At 66.7% G+C, this 18,613-nt stretch carries 17 protein-coding genes and 1 tRNA gene; 7 read left to right on the forward strand and 11 right to left on the reverse strand.

What is annotated here, in order from left to right; translation table 11 throughout:
• Positions 1-28: 28 nt before the first annotated feature.
• Complete coding sequence (locus QZ546_RS06090) at positions 29-2,989, reverse strand: TonB-dependent siderophore receptor (protein WP_294235699.1); 2,961 nt, start codon at positions 2,987-2,989, stop codon at positions 29-31.
• A 295-nt stretch (positions 2,990-3,284) separates the two neighbouring features.
• A complete protein-coding gene (locus QZ546_RS06095) occupies positions 3,285-3,752 on the reverse strand; it encodes a Fur family transcriptional regulator (protein ID WP_294235700.1) in 468 nt (155 codons plus the stop codon).
• Between the two features lie 134 nt (positions 3,753-3,886).
• Here QZ546_RS06095 and QZ546_RS06100 point away from each other — a divergent pair, with 134 nt between their 5' ends.
• From QZ546_RS06100 to rpsI, 3 genes are all read left to right on the forward strand, one after another.
• Complete coding sequence (locus QZ546_RS06100) at positions 3,887-4,900, forward strand: COX15/CtaA family protein (RefSeq protein WP_294235701.1); 1,014 nt, start codon at positions 3,887-3,889, stop codon at positions 4,898-4,900.
• Between the two features lie 140 nt (positions 4,901-5,040).
• Positions 5,041-5,520: a 50S ribosomal protein L13 gene (gene rplM, locus QZ546_RS06105; RefSeq protein WP_037568175.1), complete on the forward strand. Its 480-nt coding sequence runs from the start codon at positions 5,041-5,043 to the stop codon at positions 5,518-5,520.
• Complete coding sequence (gene rpsI / locus QZ546_RS06110; protein ID WP_294235702.1) at positions 5,520-6,059, forward strand: 30S ribosomal protein S9; 540 nt, start codon at positions 5,520-5,522, stop codon at positions 6,057-6,059. The genes rplM and rpsI overlap by 1 nt, the downstream gene beginning before the upstream one ends.
• Positions 6,060-6,208: 149 nt before the next feature.
• Here the strand turns inward: rpsI and QZ546_RS06115 are convergent, their stop codons facing one another.
• Complete coding sequence (locus QZ546_RS06115; protein ID WP_294235703.1) at positions 6,209-6,385, reverse strand: hypothetical protein; 177 nt, start codon at positions 6,383-6,385, stop codon at positions 6,209-6,211.
• A gap of 86 nt (positions 6,386-6,471) precedes the next feature.
• On the opposite strand from QZ546_RS06115, the gene QZ546_RS06120 reads away from it, so the two are divergent.
• The 3 genes from QZ546_RS06120 (at position 6,472) to QZ546_RS06130 (ending at position 8,776) form a co-directional block, all read left to right on the forward strand.
• A complete protein-coding gene (locus QZ546_RS06120; RefSeq protein WP_294235704.1) occupies positions 6,472-7,362 on the forward strand; it encodes a DMT family transporter in 891 nt (296 codons plus the stop codon).
• 109 nt (positions 7,363-7,471) lie between these two features.
• Positions 7,472-7,936: a hypothetical protein gene (locus QZ546_RS06125; RefSeq protein ID WP_294235705.1), complete on the forward strand. Its 465-nt coding sequence runs from the start codon at positions 7,472-7,474 to the stop codon at positions 7,934-7,936.
• A gap of 39 nt (positions 7,937-7,975) precedes the next feature.
• Positions 7,976-8,776 carry a hypothetical protein gene (locus tag QZ546_RS06130; protein WP_294235706.1) on the forward strand — a complete coding sequence of 267 codons (801 nt, stop codon included), beginning with the start codon at positions 7,976-7,978 and terminating at the stop codon, positions 8,774-8,776.
• Here QZ546_RS06130 and QZ546_RS06135 read toward each other — a convergent pair.
• The 4 genes from QZ546_RS06135 to lepA all read right to left on the reverse strand — a co-directional run bounded on the left by QZ546_RS06135 (position 8,773) and on the right by lepA (position 12,836).
• Complete coding sequence (locus QZ546_RS06135; protein ID WP_294235707.1) at positions 8,773-9,378, reverse strand: ATP-binding cassette domain-containing protein; 606 nt, start codon at positions 9,376-9,378, stop codon at positions 8,773-8,775. The genes QZ546_RS06130 and QZ546_RS06135 overlap by 4 nt on opposite strands.
• Entirely contained in the window at positions 9,368-10,060 is a 693-nt protein-coding gene (gene modB, locus QZ546_RS06140; RefSeq protein WP_294235708.1) for a molybdate ABC transporter permease subunit, read from the reverse strand. Before modB ends, QZ546_RS06135 begins: the two co-directional genes overlap by 11 nt.
• A 4-nt stretch (positions 10,061-10,064) precedes the next feature.
• Positions 10,065-10,814, reverse strand: a complete 750-nt coding sequence (gene modA / locus QZ546_RS06145; RefSeq protein WP_294235803.1) for a molybdate ABC transporter substrate-binding protein — start codon at positions 10,812-10,814, stop codon at positions 10,065-10,067.
• A 210-nt stretch (positions 10,815-11,024) separates the two neighbouring features.
• Positions 11,025-12,836 (reverse strand): translation elongation factor 4, encoded by a 1,812-nt coding sequence (gene lepA, locus QZ546_RS06150; RefSeq protein WP_058716078.1) that lies wholly within the window; start codon positions 12,834-12,836, stop codon positions 11,025-11,027.
• A gap of 113 nt (positions 12,837-12,949) precedes the next feature.
• Between lepA and QZ546_RS06155 the strand changes: the two genes are divergently transcribed.
• Positions 12,950-13,942 (forward strand): SH3 domain-containing protein, encoded by a 993-nt coding sequence (locus QZ546_RS06155; protein ID WP_294235709.1) that lies wholly within the window; start codon positions 12,950-12,952, stop codon positions 13,940-13,942.
• Between the two features lie 169 nt (positions 13,943-14,111).
• On the opposite strand, the gene QZ546_RS06160 is transcribed toward QZ546_RS06155, so the two are convergent.
• The 4 genes from QZ546_RS06160 to QZ546_RS06175 form a co-directional block, all read right to left on the reverse strand.
• Positions 14,112-14,188: transfer RNA gene (locus QZ546_RS06160), tRNA-Pro, on the reverse strand.
• 118 nt (positions 14,189-14,306) lie between these two features.
• The gene (locus tag QZ546_RS06165) at positions 14,307-15,125 is read right to left on the reverse strand and encodes an ATP-binding protein (protein ID WP_294235710.1); all 819 of its coding nucleotides are present in this window, start codon (positions 15,123-15,125) and stop codon (positions 14,307-14,309) included.
• 37 nt (positions 15,126-15,162) lie between these two features.
• Positions 15,163-17,196: a tetratricopeptide repeat protein gene (locus QZ546_RS06170; protein ID WP_294235711.1), complete on the reverse strand. Its 2,034-nt coding sequence runs from the start codon at positions 17,194-17,196 to the stop codon at positions 15,163-15,165.
• Entirely contained in the window at positions 17,193-18,581 is a 1,389-nt protein-coding gene (locus QZ546_RS06175; protein ID WP_294235712.1) for a TIGR03013 family XrtA/PEP-CTERM system glycosyltransferase, read from the reverse strand. The genes QZ546_RS06170 and QZ546_RS06175 overlap by 4 nt, the downstream gene beginning before the upstream one ends.
• Positions 18,582-18,613: the final 32 nt, after the last annotated feature.

Genomic DNA, 18,613 nt, shown 5'->3' on the forward strand with positions numbered 1-18,613 from the left:
CGCGACATCGTCATGGTCTTCGTCTCTCTCAGAAGTTGAACCGCACGCCCGCGCGGAACACCCGCCCGAGGACGTCGTAGAGCGCCGGATTGACGAAATAGGGCGACGGCGCCGGGTCGCGATTGAACACATTGTCGACCTTGAAATAGGCGGTGACCGCCTTGGTCACGTTATAGGTGCCGCCGATGTCCAAATAGAAGGCGCCGGGGATGAAATTATTGTCGATCGTCGGCCGGTTCGCGGTCGAGGCAGGGCAGCCCGTGGTGCACTGGATATATTGATTGCCCAGCTTGCCGTCGCTGAACCAACGCTCCTGGAGCAGCAGCGACCAGTCGTCGGTGGCATAGGTCTGCACCGCCAGCCACTTCCACTTGGGCGTCGCACCGATATTCACGCCCGCCGTGTCGTTCGGGATCGTGTTCGGCAGGCCGGTGTCGGTGATGAAGCGCCGGATATTGGTCGCCAGCGCGCGCAGCGTCAGGCTGCCGGGCAGGCCCAGCGGATTGCGCCAGCGATAGCTCGCCTCGATGTCGAAACCGTCGGTCAGGATCGAGGCGAGGTTGAACGACTGGACATTGATGTAGTTCGGCCCGTTCGGGTTGTTCAGATTGAACACCCCGCACGTCTCCGGCGCGATGTTGAGATAGCACAGGTTGACGATGTCCTGCGCGCCCAGGCTGGAGATCACGTCGGTGATCTTGATCTTGTAATAGTCGACCGACAGGCTCAGGCCCGGGATCGCCTGCGAATTGGAAAAGGCGATGCCCAGCGTGGTGTTGCGCGCGATTTCCGGCGTCAGATTGACGTTGCCGATGGTGTTCTGCAGCGCCAGCACGGTGACGTTGCGGAACGGATCGAAAAAGCCCGGCAGCGTCGTGGTCACGGGCGCCGCGAACAGTTCCGACAGGTTCGGCGCACGAACATCGCGCGAGGTCACGCCGCGAATGCGCAGGCCGTCGACCGGCAGGTCCCAGGTGCCACCGATCTTCCACGCCCAGACGGTGCCGGAGGTGCTGTAATCGGTCACGCGCACCGCGCCGTTGATGTTCGCGCGGCCACCGGCATCGGAATTGATGACGGGCAGGTCGGCCTCGATAAAGGCTTCCTTGACGCTATAGGCGCCCGAGCCGTTCTTGTAATTGCCGGCATACCAGTTGTTGCCATCCGCCAGCAGGGCCGGATCGGCGGGATATTGCGCGTTGGCCGGGCTGTTGGCGAAGCCCGCGCCATAGGGATCGGCCCGGACGCGGTAGAATTCGTGGCGGAACTCGCCGCCAAAGGCGATCGACACCGGCCCGGCCCAGGACGAGAAGGGCGAGCCCGAGAAGTTCAGGCTGATCACATCCTGCGTCTGGCGGGTCCGCTGGTACGGCCCATATTGCGGCATGATATAGCGCAGCGCCTCCGCCGAGGGATTGCCGCCGAAGATGTTGAGCGGCTGGCATCCATTGGCGCGGGCGGTGGCATCGGCGCACACGATCGCGCCGTTCAGCGTGGTCGCGTTGATCGCCTGGTTGAACCGGCGCGACAGCATGATGTTGCTGACATCGACATCCGTATAGTTGGTGCCGTGTTCGTAATACATGTCGTAGGACCAGTCCGACCCTGCGACGCTTTCACGCCCCTTGGCGCCCGCGACGAAGCGGAACTGGCGGCGATCGGTATAGACTTGGCTGTTGCCCAGCGCGGCGTTGCTGGTGCCATATTGGAAATTGGTGATGCCTGCCGTCGCGCACTGCGCCTTGACCAGCGCGGGAACGTAAGGATTGGCGCACTGGATGGTCAGGTTCGGGCGGTTCTGCCCGCCGACCGGCTGGTTGTTGGTCTTCACCTGGCCGATATTGATCGTCCCATAGATTTCGCCATTGGGCGCGAAGTCATAGCCGATCCGGCCATAGTTGTTGACCCGCTGGATCCTGGATTGCAGCGACCGGCCCGCATCGACATTGCCCGACAGGTCGCCGCCCTGGCAGAAGCCGGGCAGACAGCCGCGGACATTGCCCGCCGCATCGCGCGCGGGCACGCCGTTCGAGCCATATTGGAACTGGAATGGATTGCCCGACTGATCGAAGGCGATCCCCTGAAGCGGCCCGGCGGTGATGAGGCCGTATTTGGTGTAGTTGTAGGACTGGGCATAGTCGCGGAACAGATATTGCGGCGACCCGTCGTTCAGGACGTTGCGGTTGATGAGGGTCGACTGGCGGAACCAGTCGCGCCCACCCGCCAGCCCGATGCCGAAGTCACCGCCGCCGACGCCGTCTTCATGCGCATATTCGGTGCTGGCGATGACATGCACCGTGTCGTTCACCAGGCTGGTGCCGCCCGCCAGCTGGACCAGCACCTGCTGATCGTCGCCATAGGTGGTGACGCCGCTCTGGACATTGCCCTTGATCCCCTTGAACCGGGTATCGGTGATGAAGTTGACGACACCGCCGACCGCGTCCGATCCGTAGGAGGCCGAGGCACCGCCATTCACCACATCCACCCGCTTGATGAGCAGCTGCGGGAACAGACTGATGTCGGGCACCCCGGTGACGTTCGCGCCGACGACGCGCTGCCCGTCGAGCAGGGTCAGGGTGCGGATCGCGCCGACGCCGCGCAGCGAGAAGGAGCTGAGCCCCTGCTGCCCGCTCGACGTGCTGAAGGTATTGGTCGCGGTGCCGGTCGAGCCCTGGAGCGACGGAAGCTGGGCGATCGTGGTGAAGACGTTGGGCTGCGCATTGGCGGCGATCTGCTCCTCGCCGATCACCGTGGTCGGGGTTGGCGCGGTAAAGCCGCCGGTCGTGATGCGCGATCCGGTGACGATGACCTCGCGCGTGTTGAGATCGTCCACCTGCTCGGCGGGCGCGCCCGGCGATGGCGCCGGAGCGGACTGCGGCGTCGATCCGGGGACCGCCTGTGCCCAGGCCGGTGCCGTCATCATACCCGCCGCCAGAACGGCTAGGCTGACCGCGTTCAAGACATGACCCCGCACGCGCCGGGCGTGCATTCCCGTCCTCTCCATGATCCTCATCCCTTTTTGTTTTTTATCTGGTAACGTTACCAGATACCTTTCTTGTTTCCTGGCATCTGTCAATGTCAGAAAATGATATGGATGTTCGGCGGTCTTGATCTGACGCCGAAATGCCACAGCTCGGCGCACGGCCCCGGTGGCGTCGGAATTTCGCTTGCGGATCGGCTATCCGGACGGCGGCCGCGTAGGGCGCCATCCCCTAACGCAACCTATGACGTGTAGCGGGCCGCGCGGTAGACTGGGCAGCCAAAGGATCAGGCCCGAGGAACGCTCAGTTCTTGGCGCAATCCGCGCAACGGCCGCGAACCTCGATCACCGGGCGTTCGGGACTGAAGCCCGCCCCCCTTGCCGCATCCCGGACCGCGCCGGTCAGGCGGTCGTCGTCGATATGCGTGGTCTGGCCGCACCGGTCGCAGACCAGGAAGATGCAGTCGTGCTGGCAATCCGGATGCGCATTGGCGACATAGGCATTGGCGCTCTCCACCCGCCGGGCCAGGTTGGCGCCGACGAACAGGTCGAGGATGCGATAGACGCTGTTCGCCGCGACCCGCCGCCCCTGCGCCTTCGACATCACATCGGCGATGTCATAGGCGGAGGCGGGCTTGTCGAACCCGGCCAGGGCATCGAACACACTGGCGCGCATCGCGGTCCATTGCTCGCCCGCGCGCTCCAGCGTCGCCTTGGCCGCGTCGGCGAGGTCGGGCCCCTGGGGCTCCTGATGGGTGTGAACATGCGCCATGACCTGGATTTAGGCGGTGGCGCACCGCCCGGCAAGGTCCGGCCGAAGGTCGGGTCGGCGGGGCAATCGGTCCACTATCGCGCGCGGGTGCGACGGCCTATGTCTCCGTCATGCTGCAACCGAGCCCTGCCTTCATGATTACCGCCCGCCCCCGCAGTGTCGCCCGCTGGCTGTTCATGGTCGCCGGGCTGATCGTCGCCATGGTCGTGGTGGGCGGAATCACGCGCCTGACCAATAGCGGCCTGTCGATCACCGAGTGGAAGCCGATCACCGGCATCATCCCCCCACTCAACGAAGCGCAGTGGCAGGCCGAGTTCGCCAATTACAAGCGCATCCCCGAATATTGGACCTTCAACCGCGACATGACGCTCGCCGGGTTCAAGGCGATCTTCTTTTGGGAATATCTCCACCGGGTGCTGGGCCGGGTGATCGGCATGGCCTTCGCCCTGCCGCTGATCTGGTTCTGGGCGCGCAAGGCGATTCCGGTCGGGTACAAGCCCCGCCTGCTCGCGCTGCTGGCGCTGGGTGGGATGCAGGGCGCGATCGGCTGGTGGATGGTCGCCTCCGGCCTGGTCGCCCGGACGGACGTCAGCCATATCCGCCTGACCGTACACCTCCTGACCGCACTGTTCATCCTGGCGGGGATCGTGTGGACCGGGCTCGACCTGATGGCGCTGCATCGCAACCGCCTGGCCGCCCCTGCCCGGCTGACCTGGCTGGGTGCGGGCGCGGTGCTGACGCTGTTCGTCCAGTTGATGTTCGGCGCGCTGACCGCCGGGCTCGATGCGGGCTATGCCTTTTCCAGCTGGCCGCTGATGGGCGACGCCTGGTTTCCGGCGGGCGTGCCGATGATGTCGCCCGCCATCGCCAATGTCTTCGACAATCCGGTGGTGGTGCAGTTCATCCATCGCTGGTTCGCCTTCGCCGCGGCGGGGATGCTGGTCTGGGCCGCCGCCCGCGCCATCAAGGGCAGGACCTTGCGCGCCGGATGGCTGGTGATCGTGCTGGTTGCGGTCCAGATCGGCCTGGGCATCGCAACCCTGTTGTCGGGTGTCCAGATCGACATCGCCGTCTCGCACCAGGCCAATGCCGCGCTCCTGCTGATCGCCGCGACCGCCGTCGCGCACCGGCTGGGCAGCGCCGCCTAAAACCATAAGGTATTATAATACCCGTCAGCAAAGCCCCACTTTGCTTGACATTTCGGGGGGCCTCCAGCATTGGACCCTCGTTCGCGCCGCCCGGTCAAAAGGGCGGCGTGTTGCATTTCAAACCGAAAGGTCTCACGCCCATGAAGGCGCTCATGAAGACCACCAAGGCGGCCAAGCCGCACGAGGTGGAGAAGAAGTGGCATATCGTCGACGCCGACGGCCTGGTTGTCGGCCGCGCCGCCACCATCATCGCGAACATCCTGCGCGGCAAGCACAAGCCGTCCTTCACCCCGCACGTCGATTGCGGTGACAATGTCATCGTCATCAACGCGGACAAGGTGCGCTTCACCGGCAACAAGCTGGGCCAGAAGGTGTATTACAAGCACACCGGTTATGCCGGTGGTATCAAGGGCATCACCGCCGCCAAGGTCCTGGAAGGCCGCTTCCCCGAGCGCGTCCTGGAAAAGGCCGTCGAGCGTATGATCCCGCGCGGTCCGCTGGGCCGTCAGCAGATGCGCAACCTGCGCATCTTCGCCGGCACCGAGCATCCGCACGCCGCTCAGAACCCCGAAGTCCTCGACATCGCGTCGATGAACCGCAAGAACAAGGTGGGCGCATAATGTCCGATAACCGCCAGTCGCTCGCCGATCTCGGCGCCACGCTGAACCAGGCCGCTGCCGCTCCGGCGCAGGCCCCCGTCGCCGGTGAAGCGCCTGCCGCTCCCGTCGAGCGCGTCAGCACCACCCCGCTGCGCCAGCAGGAACTGGACAAGTTCGGCCGCGCCTATGCGACCGGCCGTCGTAAGGACGCCGTCGCTCGCGTCTGGCTGAAGCCGGGTTCGGGCAAGATCACGATCAACGGTCGTGACCAGGAAGTCTATTTCGCGCGTCCGACGCTGCGTCTCGTCATCAACCAGGTGTTCGGCATCACCGAGCGCGAAGGTCAGTATGACGTGATCTGCACCGTCAAGGGCGGCGGTCTGTCGGGCCAGGCCGGTGCGGTCAAGCATGGCATCAGCCAGGCGCTGACCAAGTACGAGCCGATCCTGCGCGCGCCGGTCAAGGCCGCTGGCTTCCTGACCCGCGACAGCCGCGCCGTCGAGCGTAAGAAGTATGGCCGCGCCAAGGCGCGTCGCAGCTTCCAGTTCTCGAAGCGCTAAGATGCGGGCCGCCGTGGATTGCAACCGCAATCCACGGACGTGCCACGGCGGGCGGCAGGAACGGCAACGCCGTTCATGTCCGACGGCATGGCATTTGGCCTTATACGAAAGGGCGATCCGGCAACGGGTCGCCCTTTTGCCGTTCCGGGTCAGTGCGGCGGTCGCGCTTTCACCAAGGCGGTGACCGAGATCGCACAGGCGAGCACCGCCAGCCCGAAACCGCCAAGCGCGGCCCATATCCCGACCTGCACCCCGTCCAGATAGCTGCCGATCACGAACCCGATCAGCGGCAGAATGATGAGGGCCAGGCATCCCAATATGACCATGGGGCGGCAACGTCGGCCTGACGTTCCGGTTCCCTCCCTGGCCAAGGGCGTTTCAACCCAGTCGAAAATCATTCTATGAGCCCGGCATGACCAACATGCTCTGGATACCCGCCACCGTTGCGGCCGCGACCTTTCAAGTCGGTCGCAATGCCCTGCAACGCGGGGTCATGTCCTCCTCGGGGCCCTGGGGTGCCACGCTGGTCCGGTTCCTGTTCGGCCTGCCCTTCTCGATCGTCTTCGTGACCGTCGCGCATCAATTCGTGCCGAGTGCGAACCTGCACTGGGGCGGTGGTTTCTGGCTGTCGGCCGTGGTCGGTGCGGCGGCCCAGGTGCTGGCGACCGCCGCCCTGCTGGACGCCATGCGGCGATCGGGCTTCGCGGTCGGCACCGCGCTTCAGCAAAGTTCGCTGCCGTTGGCGGCGCTGCTGGGGCTGATCGTCTATCACGACCGGATCAGCCCGGTCGCCTGGATCGGTGTCGTCGTCACCACGATCGGCCTGGTCGCCCTGTCCTGGCCCGCGCCCGAGCAGCGTCGTGCCTCGCTGATCGGTGCGGCGATGGGACTGGCCTCCGGGCTTTTCTTCGGCTTTTCGCTCAATGCCTTCCGCCATGCCGCCCTCGCGCTCGAACCAGCGCATCCCGTCTTCGCGGCGCTCGTCTGCGTCGCGGTGGTGCAGGCAATGCAGACCGTGGCGCTGGGGGCCATCCTGGCCTGGCGGGATCCGGCCACGCTGGCGGAGGTCCTGCGCCGCTGGCGGCCCTCGCTGGGGGCGGGACTGTGCGGCGCCTGTGCGTCGGCGGGATGGTTCGTCGCGCTCGCCCTGTCGCCCGCCGCGCCGGTGCGCGCGCTGGGCATCATCGAAGCCCCGATCGCCGCCTTGGCCGGGCACCGGCTGTTCCGCGAGGCGATCGGCGCGCGGCAGATCCTGTCCGGCATCGCCATCGTGGGGGGCGTGCTCCTGACCACCCTGTTCTGACGAGGCCCCTTCCCTCACGCCGATGTCACCATCACTCCATCGCCCGACCATATAGCCGGCATCATGATCCGGCATCATCTTTTGGGGCAGGACAGTGCAGGGCGTAATCGTGACAGCGTTGCTGGCCAGTGCGCCTATATTCGCCAGCCCGACCCAGCATGTCGTTGCGACCGGCAAAACCCGTGTCGTATCAGGTCCGGTGCAAGTGGACATCCGCACACGCCTGGCCACGGCGGCGGAAAACGCCCCCTCCCGCGCCACCCGATGCAGCGGCGGCCGGACCGCCTGTTCGCTGGTCGACTCCCTGTCGATCAGCGTGGATGGCAAGCCGGTCGAGATACCCGACCGCGCGGTCGTCCTGCTGTCCGACGTGGCGAGCGCCCGCCTCACGCGCCTGACGCCGAACCGCTTCGCGTTGATCCTGACCGGCGGCGATGCAGCCGCCAGCTATGAGGTCCGGCTCTTCTTCGACCGCCACATGATCCGACGGATGGAGATATGGCAGGGCGAGATGAAGATGATGGAACAGGCCATCGACTTTCACGACATCGCCGAAGAGGCGCCGAATTCATAGCCTCGGTCGGCGCCGCGACCTTCAGGAGGGGAATCGAGAATGAAGAGGATGCGTCGCTTCTACCATCTGGGTCCTGCGTGGCTGGTCGCCGCATCGGCATCCGCCACCGCCGCCGCTCCGGCGCCGGTCGACCTCTCCGGCCCCTTCGGCCTGCCCGCTGGCTGGCAGCTGGTCGGCGCGCAAGGCCCCGGTGTCGAGGATGCAGGCGGCAACCCCGCTCCCGGCGCGCTCCACCTGTGCATCACCCGCGACGGCGGCAAGACCTGCCGGCCCGCGCTCGACGATATTCTGACGACACCGGGCGAGCGGAAGAGCGATTTCGATACGCCGCATTATCTCATCGACGCACGGATCATCCGGCCCAGGCCGGACCGCCCGCTGCTCTGGGTACAGGCCGGCAGCATCTATAGCGGTGACGGAGACCAGATCATCGGCCGCATGGCGCTGGCCTATGATCGGGCCGGCGATCGCTTCGTTCCGGTCTTTCGCCAGCGGACCGGCCACAACAATAATCAGGAGGTCCGCTATATCGACAAGGGGCCGTTGCGCGGCGCGATCCTGTCCGCCGTGCCGACCAGCGATGCCCCTTTCGGCTTCTGGATCACCGTGAACCGGATGGGGTCCAATGGCCGCTATGCATCCATACTGCGCTATCGCAGCGGGACGCATTATGGCGATGGCAATTCCCTGGCCGTCATCGACTCCGAAATGCCGGAGACGCTGCGCCGCCTGAAGCTGTGGCGTCCGGGTCGGCCGCTACCGCTGCCGGATGGTCCCTGCCCCAAGCCCCGGCTCGTCCAGCGCGTTCTCTGGTGCACGCCGCCGGGCGCGCCGAGCTAAAGCCGGACGATATCGGTCGCGATACGCTCGGCTTCGTCGGGATCGTGCGTGACCATCAGGATCGGCACCCCGGTCCGGTCGCGCACCGCGACCAGCGCGTCGAGGATCTCCCCCCGGCGCGGCCGGTCGAGCGAGGAGAGCGGCTCGTCAAGCAATAGCACGCGCGGGTTGCTGAGCAGCGCCCGTCCGATCGCGACGCGCCGCGCTTCGCCGCCCGACAGGCTGCGCGGCCAGCGATCCAGGAGATGGCCGATGCCCAGCATCGCGATCACACCGTCCCAATCCCCACCCCCACGCGGGCGACCGTAACGGAGATTGGCGGCGACCCGCATATGTGGGAAGAGCCGGGGCTCCTGAAAGACATAGCCGATGCGGCGGCTTTCGGGCTTCAGGTCGATCCCGGCCCGATCATCGAACAGCATCTCGCCACCCACCCGGACATGCCCGGCATCGGGCCGCAACAGCCCTGCGACCATTTGCAGGATGCTGGTCTTGCCGACGCCCGACGGACCGAACAACACGGTCGCCCCCGGGCCGGTGGCAAAGCGCGCAGCAATGGCGACATCGCCCCGCCGGACGGCAAGATCGACGTCAAAGGACATGAAGCCCCCGCCCCATACGGCGCGCCAGCCATTCGGATGCGACGAGGGCGATCAGCGACAAGACCACCGACACGGCGGCCAGCCGCCACACCATGTCCTCGCCCCCCGGTCGCTGGAGCGCGGAATAGATGGCGAGCGGCAGGGTCGCGGTCTCACCGGGCACATTGGAGACGAAGGTGATCGTCGCGCCGAACTCGCCGATCGACCGGGCGAACCCCAGCACCAATCCGGCGAGGATCCCCGGCGCGCACAGCGGCAGGGTGATGGTCGCAAAGACCCGGCCCCGCCCCGCACCCAATGTGCGCGCCGCCTGCTCCAGACGCGGATCGACCGCCTCGATCGACAGCCGGATCGCCCGCACGACAAGGGGCAAGGCCATGACCGCCGACGCGATCGCCGCCCCGGTCCAGCGGAAGAGGACGCTCACCCCGAACCAAGCCTCCAGCCAATGCCCGATCGGCCCATCCGGTCCAAAGGCCAGCAGCAGGACCCAGCCCGTCACCACCGGCGGCACGACCAGCGGCAGGTGAACCACGCCGTCAAGCAACACCCGTCCGGGAAACCGCCCCCGCGCGAGCGCCCAGGCCAGGGCGAACGCGAGCGGCAAGGTGACGAGCATCGCCGTGCCGCCGACCAGCAGCGAAAGCCGGACGACACCCCATTCCTCCGGCGACAGGATCATACCGTCATCGCGTCGCGAAACCATAGCGGCGGAAGATCGCCTTGCCCTCACCCGACAGCAGGAACCGGCGGAATCCCTCGCCTTCCGGATTGGTCGAGGCCTTCAGGCGGGCGAGCGGATAGGTGATGGGGGGATGGCTGGCCGCCGGGAAGAGGCCGACGACATGGACACGCGGCGAGGCCTTCGCATCCGTGGCGTAGACGATGCCGTAAGGCGCCGCGCCGCGCTCTACCAAGGCGAGTGCGGCCCGGACATTCTCGGCACGCACGACATGCGGCGCGACCATGGCCCATGCCCCCAGCTTTTCGAGCGCCGCCTTGCCATATTTGCCCGCGGGCACGCTGTCGGTATCGGCCATGGCGAGCGGCCCTGCGGACAGTGTCCGGCCAAGCGTCCGCGTCGTCACCTGCCCGCCCTTGCCCAAAGGCGCGATCACGACCAGCCGGTTGCCCAGAAAGGCGCTCCGCGTCCTGTCGGCGAGCAACCCGTCCTTTTGCAGGACGTCCATCCATTCCTCATCCGCCGAGGCGAACAGGTCCGCCTTGCCGCCCGCCTGCACCTGGCGCGCGAGGGCCGAAGAGGCCGCGAAGGAAATGACCGGGCGGGGGTGACCCTTTTTCGCCCAGGCATCGGCGGCGGCGGTCATCGATTCCTGAAGGCTGGCGGCGGCGAGGACCAGCGGGGGGCGGTCCTGCCCCATTGCCGGCACCGCCACACACAAAGCGCCGATCAGCGCGGCAAATCGTAATCCCATCATTGGCGCACCCCTTTTCGCCTTGATGGCGTCGATAGGCTGTAACGCGCAAGGAACGATTTTATTCCCCTGAATTCCTCCCCAAGCGCGCTTGGGGAGGTGGCAGGGCGCAAGCCCTGACGGAGGGGCCTTGGCGGGCGTGGGCCTTGCCCCTCCACCACCGCTACGCGGCGGTCCCCCTCCCCAAGCGAGCTTGGGGAGGAATAGGGTTTACGCCTCGTCGCCCATGCGGAGCGCCGCAATGAACGCTTCCTGCGGGATGCTGACCGAGCCGTACTCGCGCATCTTTGCCTTACCCTTTTTCTGCTTTTCCAGCAGCTTGCGCTTACGCGTTGCGTCGCCGCCATAGCATTTGGCGGTCACGTCCTTGCGCATCGCGCTGATCGTCTCGCGCGCAATCACCTTGCCGCCGATCGCCGCCTGGATCGGGATCTTGAACAAGTGGCGTGGGATCAGTTCCTTCAGCCGCTCGCACATGCCGCGCCCGCGCGTTTCGGCGGTGCCGCGGTGGACGATCATCGACAGCGCGTCGACCGGCTCTTCATTGACCAGGATCGACATCTTGACGAGGTCGCCCTCACGATAGCCGATCTGGTGATAGTCGAAGCTGGCATAGCCCTTGGACAGCGACTTCAGCCGATCGTAGAAGTCGAACACGACTTCGTTGAGCGGCAGTTCATAGGTCGCCTGCGCACGGCCGCCGACGTAAGTGAGGTTCTTCTGGATGCCGCGCCGGTCCTGGCACAGCTTCAGGATCGAGCCCAGATATTCGTCCGGGACATAGATGGTCGCCTCGATCCACGGCTCGCTGATCGACTCGATCTTGTTGGGATCGGGCATGTCGGCGGGGTTGTGCAGGTCGATCTGCCCGCCACCATGGGTCAGCTCGATCTGGTACACCACCGACGGCGCGGTGGTGATGAGGTCGAGGTCATATTCGCGGGTCAGACGCTCCTGGATGATCTCCAGGTGGAGCAGCCCCAGGAAGCCGCAGCGGAAGCCGAAGCCGAGCGCGGCCGACGTCTCCATCTCGAAGCTGAACGAGGCGTCGTTCAGCCGCAGCTTGCTGATCGACTCGCGCAGCTTTTCGAAGTCGTTGGCATCGACCGGGAACAGGCCGCAGAACACGACCGGCTGGACTTCCTTGAAGCCCGGCAGCGCCTGTTCGGTCGGCTTCTTGGCGTCGGTCAGCGTGTCGCCGACCCGCGCCTGCGCCACGTCCTTGATCTGCGCGGTGATGAAGCCGATCTCGCCCACGCCCAGCTCGGTCAGCTGCTCGATCTTGGGGCGGAAACAGCCGACGCGGTCGATCAGATGGGTGGTGCCCGCCTGCATGAACTTGATCTGCTGCCCCTTTTTCAGGGTGCCTTCCATCACGCGGACCAGGATGACGACGCCCAGATAGGGGTCGTACCAGCTGTCGACCAGCATCGCCTTCAGCGGCGCGGCCGCATCGCCCTTGGGCGCCGGGATGTTCTTGACGATCGCTTCCAGGATGTCGCCGATGCCGATGCCCGACTTGGCGCTGGCCAGCACCGCGCCCGAGGCATCAATGCCGATCACATCCTCGATCTCGGCGCGAACCTTTTCGGGTTCGGCGGCGGGCAGGTCGATCTTGTTGATGACGGGCACGATCTCATGGTCATGCTCGATCGACTGATAGACGTTCGCCAGCGTCTGCGCCTCGACGCCCTGGGCGGCGTCGACGACCAGCAGCGCACCTTCGCACGCCGCCAGCGACCGGCTGACCTCATAGGCGAAGTCGACATGGCCCGGCGTGTCCATCAGGTTCAGCGTATAGGTCTCGCCGTCCTGCGCCTTGTAGGCCAGGCGCACGGTCTGCGCCTTGATGGTGATGCCGCGTTCCTTCTCGATCTCCATATTGTCGAGAACCTGTTCGCTCATCTCCCGGTCGGTTAGGCCGCCGGTGAACTGGATCAGGCGATCGGCGAGCGTCGACTTGCCATGGTCGATATGCGCGATGATGGAGAAATTGCGAATCTTGTCGAGCGGCGTGGTCATGATTCCGCAGCGCCTAGCCTGTCCTGCGCCGGAGTGCTAGACGCCAGCCACGTGGATGATCGTGTTGGGAGCACGCATCCCGTTGAACATACGGTCTGTTGGGGAGCGTACCAATGTCCAAATTCACCTTCGCCGCCGTCATGGCGAGTGTCAGCCTGATCGTCGTCCAACCCGCCGCCGCGCAAAAGCTTGCAAAGCCGACCAGTGGCCAGCGTCTTCAAGATGCGACGGCCAATGACGTGCCGCATTGCGCCCGCAAATTGGGAACGCTGTCGATCGTCGATGGCGATACGTCCAGCGTGACGGGCGCCTGGAACCTTGCGCCGCCGTCCAAGCTGCTCAAGGTCCTTGTGCAGCGTTCGGGTTGCTTCAACCTGGTGGACCGTGGCGCCGGCCTGAATGCGGCGGAGCGTGAGCGGGCGCTGGGCGGCAATCTGGGCCTGCAACGCGGGTCCAATGTCGGCCAGGGACAGGTGAAGGCTGCGGACTATGTCCTGGTGGCCGAGGTCCAGGGCGCCAATTCCGACGCCAGCGGCAGCGGCGCCGCCGCCGGGATCGGTGGCCTGCTGGGTGGCCGCGTCGGCGGCCTGCTGGGCGGGATCAAGTCGAAGAAGATGGAGGCGAACACCGTCCTGTCGCTGACGAACGTCCGCACGACCGAGACGATCGCGACCGAGGATGGCTATGCCGCCAAGAACAACCTGTCGCTGGGCGGCGGCGGCTTCTTCGCGGTCGCGGGTGCGGTCGGCGGCGGCTATGACAATACCGATATCGGTCGCATCGTGACGCTGTCGTTCATCCAGGCCTATTCCAAGCTGGTCAGCGGCCTGGGCCTGCTGACGCCCGGCGCGGCGGGAACGGCGGAGGCGGCTCCTGCCAAGACCTTCACCGCGCAGGCCGATCTCGCCCTGCGCAGCAGCGCCTCGGCGGGGGGCAAGGTGATCCGTACGATCCCCGCTGGCGCGACCGTCTATCCGACCGGGACCAAGAACGGCCTGTGGTGGGAAGTGGCGGACGAAAACGACAATGTCGGCTGGGTTCTGAATACCAAGCTGGCGCCCTCGGGCCTGTCGCCGGATCGCCCCTCGCTGCACAGCACCCACTGATCCACCCGGCGTGACGGGGCGGTTTTTCCACCCCTTCACCGGCCCTTGCACCAGCCGCCTCGCAAGTTTCTTGCGGGGCGGTTTCTTTGGCGTGCGATGTCACGGGAATCCGACCACGACCGTCGAAGCGGCTGGGGTGCCCCCGAAGGGAATGATGCTATGGTGAAAATGGTCGGGGAGAGAGGATTCGAACCTCCGGCCCCTGCCTCCCGAAGGCAGTGCTCTACCAGGCTGAGCTACTCCCCGACTAGAGAGTACGGATCGGTTTTCAGAGCCTTTCGGGAAGGCCGATCCGTGCTGGAGGCGCGCCAATAGCCAGCGGTTTGGGCGGGCGCAAGTGGTTTTTATTCCGTCAGCGAAATTCTTACAGCGAACGCCCCATCCGCCCCGCCAGATCGACCACATATTGCCAGGCGACCCGCCCCGACCGGCTGCCCCGCCGCGTTGCCCAGTTGACCGCCTCGTCGCCGTCGAACGGCAGGTCGTAACGCTCGGCATAGCCACGCACGATCGCCAGATAGCCGTCCTGGTCGAGCGTGTGGAAACCCAGGCTGAGCCCGAAACGGTCGGCCAGCGCCAGCTGATCGTCGACCACGTCGCGCGGATTGATCGCGCTGTCCTGCTCGCTCAGGTCGCGGGGCAGCAGGTGACGACGATTGGCGGTGACGAGCAGCCGGACATGGGCGGGCCGCGCCTCGGCCCCGCCGTCGAGCAGCGAGCGCAGCTTGCGCGCCTCGCCCGCCCCGTCGAACCCCAGATCGTCGATGAAGACGGCAAAGGCGCGGTCCACGCCCTCCAGCGCGGCGAACAGCTCGGGCAGGCTGTCGAGGCTTTCGACCGACACCAGCGCCAGCCGCCCGGGCCGATCCGCCTGGACCGCCGCGACACCGGCCTTGACCAACGCCGACTTGCCCGTGCCCCGCGCACCCCATAGCAGCACGTCCTGCGCCGCGTGACCATCGGCCAGCCGATACAGATTGGCGAGCAGCGCTTCCCGCTGGCGCTCCAGGCCGTGCAGCAGGGACAGCGGCACCGGCGCGAACCCGCGTGCGGCGTGAAGCGCTCCCCCGCGCCACAGATAGGCCGGATGCGCGAGCGGATCGGCCGATGGCGATGGTGGCGGCGCGAGACGTTCGAGCGCGGCGGCGATGCGTTCCAGAACAGGGATGGTAGGATCGATCATGGCCCTGCTGGTAGGGCACCCCCCGCCCCCTGCCAAGCTAGAGCGCGGCGCGGTGTGCCTGGATCGTCAGATCGCCGGGCGCCAGCGCCAGCGCCTTGTCGAACAGCTGCCGTGCGCCGTCCGTCTCTCCGGCGGCGGCCAGGGCGGCGCCATAGGCGTCGACCACCGCCGCATTCATCGGCGCCAGACCATAGGCCGCGGCGCCGTAACGCCGCGCCACCACATCGTCACCGGAGCGGACATAGGCGATCGTCAGGTCGTGGAGCAGCGCCACGTCGCGCAGCCCCAGTTGCTCGCGAAGGCCCTCCAGCGTCTCGATCGCATCGTCCCATTGCCCGGCGGCCATCTGCCACTGGGCGAGCAGACGGCGGCCGACGATGCTTTGCGGGTTCTGGGAAAGGTACAGGCCCAGGCTGATCGCCGCGTCCCGAGTACGCCCGGCGCGCTGATAGCTGTCGACCAGGCGCAACATCGTGGGTTCGTCGAAGGTCAGGTCGGCGGCGCGCGCATAAGGCGCGATCGCATCGGCAACGCGGCCCGCCGTCGCCAGCGTGTCGCCATAGGCCATCTGGGCGGCGGGCGCGCCGGGGCTCGCCCGCACCAGCGCCAATGCCGCCCGGATGGCCGCCGCCCGGTCGACACGGCTGGCCAGTCCCCGGATCACGCCCAGGGCATAGGTGGGGTCCGTCGGCGCGTCCTGCGCCGCGATGACCATGTCACCCAGCGGCTGGTCCGGGAGGAAGATCGCCGCGTCCCCGCGCTGGCCGCTCGACGCGCGGTCGATCAGCGAAGCCCCGTCCGTCTGTCCGGACAGTATCCGCGATGCCAGACGAAGGGCATAGCCATCGGCATCCGCCCGCGACAGGATCGGACGCAGCGTCGCGAACGCCGCCGCCCGGTCGCCCGCCTCGATCTGGGCCGCAGCCAGCAAACGACGCGCCGCCACGTTCATCGGCTGCATCGTGACCAGCCGGCTCCAGGCCCGTACCGCAGGCTGGGGTCGCCGCTGGGCATAGGCGATCGCGCCTTCCAGCAGCGCGACCGAGGGCCGGGCGTAGAGGGCACGCCCCGTCAACTGCATGGCGTGCCCGGCCAGGGCAAAGCGCCCGGCCCGCGCCGCGATCACCGCCTGCAGATAATAGGCCTCCGGACTGCCGGGCAGCGACACCAGCGCCGTGCGGGCCGCCGCCAGCGCCTCGGTCGCGCGGCCCAGATCGCCGAGCGTCGCGGCATATTGGATCAGGGCGGGATGGTGATAGGGATCGCGCCTCAGCGCCGCCTGGAACCAGGGGAGCCCAGCCATCAGGCCGTAACGGGCGCGAACGACCTCGCCTTGCAGGGTCAGGGCATCGGGATCGGCGGGGGCCAGGGCCGCCGCACGCGCCGCGGCGCGCGCCGCACCGTCCATATCGCCCGCCCCGAACCGGCTGCGCCCCAGATCGGTCCAGGCCCGCGCATCGTTCGGATAACGTTCGACCAGATCCTCCAGGCTCTGCCGCAGGGCCGCGCCGCCGCCGCCCTGCGCCGCCGCCAGCCACGCCGCCATGCGCATCATCGCGGGATCGCGGTCGAGCGGCATACGGTCGACCGCATCCTGCGCGCCCGCGAGGTTGCCGAGCAGCAACCGCGCCTCGACCCGCGCGGCCAGCGTCCGCGCCATCGGCACCCCATCGGCGAGCGCCCGGTCGAGGGCCGCCTCGGCCGTCACCCCCTGCCCCAGCAACAGGCTGGTGCGGGCCAGCATCATCTGCGCCGCCGCCGATCGAGGGGCGGCATCGGCCGCCCGCATCGCCTGATCGTGCGCCGCGTGATAATTTCCGGCCTCCAGCGCGGCGCTCGCCCGGCGCACCGCCAGCACCGGGTCGACGGGCGGCTTGCCACCATGGACAAGGACCAGCAGACCGCCGACGGCCAGTGCCAGGATCGCCAGCAATGCGACGACCCGCGCGCGCCGCCGGATCGAACGGCGCCACCAGATGCGCCGTTTGCGTCGCATCATCGGATAGGGCTGGGACGCACGGCGATCCCGCCCCTTATAGGGTGGCGGCCGCTGTCCGGAGATGGTGTTCACCGTGCGCCCGACGGCCAGAGTATCACCCGCAGCGTCTGCAACAGGATCAGGGCATCCAGGAAGGGGGAATAATTCTTGGCGTAATAAAGGTCATATTCCAGCTTGTGCCGCGCATCCTCGATCGAAGCGCCATAAGGGTAGTTCAGCTGCGCCCAGCCGGTGATCCCGGGTTTTACCATGTGCCGTTCGGCGTAGAAAGGAATTCGCTGTTCCAGCTGCTCGACGAACTGCGGCCGCTCGGGACGCGGGCCGACAAAGCTCATCTCGCCCATCAGGACGGACCAGATTTGCGGGAGTTCGTCGATCCGGACCTTGCGGATGAAGCGCCCGATCCGGGTGATGCGGGGATCGTCCTTTTCGGCCCAGACCGCCTGTCCGGCGACTTCGGCGTCCTGGCGCATCGAACGCAGCTTCAGGATATCGAACGGCTCGTTGAACAGGCCGATGCGCCGCTGCCGGTAAAAGGCCGGCCCGTGGGATTCTAGCCGGATGGCGATTGCGGTGAGCGTGATGACCGGGATGGCCACGACCAGCAATATCAGGCTGACCGATATGTCGAACGCCCGCTTGAACATCGCGGACCACATTCGTCCGGACGAAAAACCCTCGGAAAAGATCAGCCAGCTGTGGCTGACCGAAGCGAGGTCGATCCGGCCGGTCTGGCGCTCCAGAAAGCTCGACAGTTCCGACACCTGGACCCCGGTCGTCCGGACCCGCAACAGGTCCTGATAGGGGAGTGCGTTGCGGCGTTCCTGCAGGGCCAGCACGACCTCGCTGGCGTCGCGATCAATCACGAAGGCCCGCAGGCTGGGGATGTCGCTGCGCGGAACGGCATGGGCCACGGCCGTCTCACCGGGGTTCATCGCGATCGCGCCCGCGACCACGAAATTCGATCCCGGCACTCCCGACAACTGCACGATCTGCGCGGCGCGCTCGCCCGCCCCCATCAGGATGACCCGTCGCTTGAACCGGTCGCCGCCCAGCACCCGCCCCAGCAATCCCCGCACCACCACCAGCAGGACGACGGCGATGATCATCGAGAAGAACAGGCTCGAACGCCAATAGGACAGGTTGGGAAAGAAGAAGAAGATCAGCGACAGGAAGATCACGCCCAGCGAGATCGCGACCATCAGCCGCGCCGCGGCGAAACGCAGCGACAGAAAGGAAGCGGCGGAATAGGCCCCCACGGCCATGAGCGCGATCTGGAGCGGGACGGCGAAACTCAGGACCTGTGGCAGGCGATCGAGCAGGGGCCCCGCCGGAAAACCGACCTGCCGGGCCCGCAACAGCCAGCCCAGCTCCGCAGCCGTCATCAGGAGGAAAAAATCGACCAGCCCGAGCAACAATGCCGCGTGGGGGACATAATGTTTGAACAGGCGAATCATCTACCTAACGAACATCCCCATAGGTTCTGGTC

It is taken from the genome of uncultured Sphingomonas sp. (assembly GCF_913062585.1).
Taxonomy (GTDB): domain Bacteria; phylum Pseudomonadota; class Alphaproteobacteria; order Sphingomonadales; family Sphingomonadaceae; genus Sphingomonas.

What these genes read in the sequence shown, in the direction of transcription:
- QZ546_RS06100 (WP_294235701.1), top strand. Translation starts at nt 3,887, where the DNA reads ATGATTACCGCCCGCCCCCGCAGTGTCGCCCGCTGGCTGTTCATGGTC.
- QZ546_RS06120 (WP_294235704.1), top strand. Translation starts at nt 6,472, where the DNA reads ATGACCAACATGCTCTGGATACCCGCCACCGTTGCGGCCGCGACCTTT.
- QZ546_RS06165 (WP_294235710.1), bottom strand. Translation starts at nt 15,125, where the DNA reads ATGATCGATCCTACCATCCCTGTTCTGGAACGCATCGCCGCCGCGCTC.
- QZ546_RS06115 (WP_294235703.1), bottom strand. Translation starts at nt 6,385, where the DNA reads ATGGTCATATTGGGATGCCTGGCCCTCATCATTCTGCCGCTGATCGGG.
- rplM (WP_037568175.1), top strand. Translation starts at nt 5,041, where the DNA reads ATGAAGGCGCTCATGAAGACCACCAAGGCGGCCAAGCCGCACGAGGTG.
- rpsI (WP_294235702.1), top strand. Translation starts at nt 5,520, where the DNA reads ATGTCCGATAACCGCCAGTCGCTCGCCGATCTCGGCGCCACGCTGAAC.
- lepA (WP_058716078.1), bottom strand. Translation starts at nt 12,836, where the DNA reads ATGACCACGCCGCTCGACAAGATTCGCAATTTCTCCATCATCGCGCAT.
- modB (WP_294235708.1), bottom strand. Translation starts at nt 10,060, where the DNA reads ATGATCCTGTCGCCGGAGGAATGGGGTGTCGTCCGGCTTTCGCTGCTG.
- QZ546_RS06155 (WP_294235709.1), top strand. Translation starts at nt 12,950, where the DNA reads ATGTCCAAATTCACCTTCGCCGCCGTCATGGCGAGTGTCAGCCTGATC.
- QZ546_RS06175 (WP_294235712.1), bottom strand. Translation starts at nt 18,581, where the DNA reads ATGATTCGCCTGTTCAAACATTATGTCCCCCACGCGGCATTGTTGCTC.
- QZ546_RS06135 (WP_294235707.1), bottom strand. Translation starts at nt 9,378, where the DNA reads ATGTCCTTTGACGTCGATCTTGCCGTCCGGCGGGGCGATGTCGCCATT.
- QZ546_RS06095 (WP_294235700.1), bottom strand. Translation starts at nt 3,752, where the DNA reads ATGGCGCATGTTCACACCCATCAGGAGCCCCAGGGGCCCGACCTCGCC.
- QZ546_RS06130 (WP_294235706.1), top strand. Translation starts at nt 7,976, where the DNA reads ATGAAGAGGATGCGTCGCTTCTACCATCTGGGTCCTGCGTGGCTGGTC.
- modA (WP_294235803.1), bottom strand. Translation starts at nt 10,814, where the DNA reads ATGGGATTACGATTTGCCGCGCTGATCGGCGCTTTGTGTGTGGCGGTG.
- QZ546_RS06090 (WP_294235699.1), bottom strand. Translation starts at nt 2,989, where the DNA reads ATGCACGCCCGGCGCGTGCGGGGTCATGTCTTGAACGCGGTCAGCCTA.